We start from the raw sequence: 636 nt of genomic DNA, 5'->3' as shown, positions 1-636 counted from the left end.
CTGCACCGCGTCCGTCAGGACAGCGAAGTCCAGCCCCACCGGGGTCTCTACATACGCGGAGAGGATGACTTGGCCCAGCTTCTCCGGTCCAACTCGTTCGATGAGCTGGTGCATGACGGGGGTCAGCGGGATCTCGCCGACTCCCGATTCGCCGCCGCCTACCGGGACGCCATCTCCCACCGCCCCTGCGACGGTGGCCAGGCCGGCCGGTGTCTGCCGTTCGAAGACCTGGCGGGCCGTGATGACCAGACCGGCCCGGCGGGCGCTGGAGACCAGCAGCATCGACATGATCGAGTCGCCGCCGAGCTCGAAGAACGAGTCCCCGACGCTCACCGACTCCAACCCCAGCACATCGGCGAACAACCCACAGAACAGCTCTTCCACCGGGGTAGCCGGAGCACGCCCCTCTGCTCCGCCCACCGCATCTGGGGTGGGGAGTGCGGCCTTGTCGAGCTTGCCGTTCGGGGTGAGGGGCAGGACATCCAGTACGACCACGGCCTGCGGAACCATGTACTCGGGAAGCCTCAGGCCCGCGAACTCCCGCAACTCCTCCGTATCGATGTCCTGCCCGGCGGGGACGATATACGCGGCGAGCCGCTTGTCGCCCGGCCGGTCCTCACGGACGACGACGGCGAT

At 68.1% G+C, this 636-nt stretch carries 1 protein-coding gene; it reads right to left on the bottom strand.

Features of this window, described 5'->3' with window-relative positions; all coding sequences use genetic code 11:
• Positions 1-636: phosphopantetheine-binding protein (locus FF041_RS39940; protein ID WP_228388962.1), on the bottom strand; the 636-nt coding region annotated here is incomplete at both ends.

This window comes from Streptomyces jumonjinensis (assembly GCF_009600885.1).
Classification (GTDB): domain Bacteria; phylum Actinomycetota; class Actinomycetes; order Streptomycetales; family Streptomycetaceae; genus Streptomyces; species Streptomyces jumonjinensis.
This window is presented reverse-complemented; position numbering and strand designations above follow the sequence as displayed.